Origin of the sequence: Bradyrhizobium shewense (assembly GCF_900094605.1) — a bacterium.
In the GTDB taxonomy this organism is placed as follows: domain Bacteria; phylum Pseudomonadota; class Alphaproteobacteria; order Rhizobiales; family Xanthobacteraceae; genus Bradyrhizobium; species Bradyrhizobium shewense.
Window position 1 is genome coordinate 1 of record NZ_FMAI01000090.1, and the last position, 2,151, is coordinate 2,151.

Below are 2,151 nucleotides of genomic sequence, written 5' to 3' on the forward strand. Positions count from 1 at the left end.
CGCTGTTGAATGGCTCATCGGCGCCCCCGCCGGCATGAGCATAACCCCGGAAAATTCCAGCGCCGACTGGCCTAGTTTTGGTGAGCACTTCACAAAGCCCCGAGACGCTAACCGCTGCCGGATGAAAATTCAGTGGCAGGTCACGCCGGCCCCGCAGCTGCGATACATCGACCTCGATCATCTATGCACCCCACCTACAGATGGAACGCATATTGCCGATCGGCTCGTCAGCTACAAGATGAGAGCAACGGACCGCTTACGTCCAGCCGACGTCAGATGATCGATCACCGGCTGCAGATAGTAGCTCAGCCCATTCGGCAGGTCGTGGCGCGACGGGCACGGCGCGCTCGGATGCGCTGCGGCATCGGTACCCACTCGGTTTCGATTCGAGACGAGGCCTACTGCCATCTCTTGCTCTTCCTGCTGCTATCCGGCGGAGATGGCGACCGTGTATTGCAGGTCAATCCATTTGTGCCCTTCCGGTTTGCGATTCGGGCGGCTTGTGGCGGCGTTGCACTCGGCGAGCTTCGAGGTCTTTTCTTTTCTGATGGCCACCTTTGCCCGCATCGTCGTCGCGTTCCTTGAAATCGGCCGGCGCGTGCGCTGGTGCTGATAAGCAGCGCGCCACGAGCGTGGTGAGCCTTCAGCCCGATAGCGCTTGGTGACGGACGGGTGCTCGATAACCGTTACCGGCTCGTCAGGTGGCCGGCGACATTATCCATCGCAAGCCGCAGTCCCCATTGCCCCAAGCCACCGCTCCGCAACGCACCATGCGATACTTAGCAACACGCTTCTTCAAATAGTCAATACAAGAGTCCTCACTTGAGTAGGTAGTGCCTCAACTCTTGTTAATGATGTACGATCAGTTACCAGCCCGGCGTACAGGCGCAACTCATTACGATAGGACAAGGTACAGAAAATGCCAAGCGTAGTTAATCCGCTCGTCTCACGCTTGCTTTCACGAACGCCTTTGCCAAAAAGGAACTACCAAGCTCTCAATTGGATGTCTCGATCACGCGGGCCAAACCGAGCCACAAGGTGTGCGCCGCATCACCTTGCGTTAGCGCCGTACATTACTTGCTGACACATTTTTTTCGCTTGTGAACCGGCCGAAACGGCTATCGCGTACTGGTTTATTTCGAAATAGATGTGGTCACAGATGATCGATTTTCCTCTCCCCCAAATCAACCAGCGGTTCGCCTCGCTGAAGACCGGACAGTCATTCTACGGTGCGCCCGTAGGTATCCTGCAGTTCGAGTGGGCCCGCTCGCCCGGCATCCGACCTTGCATTCCAGGGAGTGTTGGCAATGCTAGCACGTGGAGTGTCCCTGTACGCTACAAGACGGTATCTGTCCTTCACAATGTCGCGGAAATGACGTCGGCTGTGACTCAGTCCGCAACTGAGCTCGTACGCGAGGGTGCGCAACTGATCACCTCCAACTGCGGGTTCATGATCCGATACCAAGACGCGGTCCGTGCCGCAGTCGACGTGCCCGTACTGCTATCCAGTCTTCTCCTCGCTCCGTTCCTCGAACGGATGCTCCCGCGCGAGAAGGTGCTCGGCATCATTACAGCGAGGGCATCTTCGCTGACCCCGGACTTATTTGAAGCAGCGGGGCTGCCGGCCAACACCGAACGTGTGGCCGTCGCAGGACTCGAGAACGCTCCCGCGTTCGCGGCCGCTTTTCTTGACCTCCGCGGCGACCTGGATGTCAGCGCCGTCGAGACCGAGACAGTCGATGCCGCGGTGGCTCTCCTCAACGACCGGCCGGACGTTGGGATGCTGCTACTCACATGCTCCGAGCTGCCGCCTTACGCCGCGGCGGTCCAGCGGGCGATCGGTATTCCGGTCTTCGATTACACCTCGATGGTCGAGTTCTTCATCGAGGGCCTGATACGCAGACCTTTCAACGGACTCGCCTAAATTCTTGGCCGCGACAGTCCGTTGTGTTGGCACCGGCGTTATGGTTTCAACAGTCACGCAGGCCGGCGCAGTGCTGCCGTAATGCGCCGCGTGCAATCACCGGCGCTCGACCAATCAAAGCCAAGTTACTCGAGTCGTCCGTGAAGAAGGCGGGAGAGCGCTGATTTAAACGATCTTTTGGGCAGGGACAGTTTCGGTGAACGCCCGGATAATGGCACGCAAGAGTT

The 2,151-nt window shown here is 58.4% G+C and carries 2 protein-coding genes; one reads left to right on the forward strand and one right to left on the reverse strand.

What is annotated here, in order from left to right; translation table 11 throughout:
* A partial coding sequence (locus GA0061098_RS45885; protein ID WP_208610760.1) for a hypothetical protein occupies positions 1 to 181 on the reverse strand: 181 nt, incomplete at its 3' end.
* Positions 182 to 1,159: 978 nt separating this feature from the next.
* Here GA0061098_RS45885 and GA0061098_RS43340 point away from each other — a divergent pair.
* Positions 1,160 to 1,924, forward strand: coding sequence for an AroM family protein (locus tag GA0061098_RS43340; RefSeq protein ID WP_091968242.1), 765 nt, complete (start codon positions 1,160 to 1,162; stop codon positions 1,922 to 1,924).
* Positions 1,925 to 2,151: the final 227 nt, after the last annotated feature.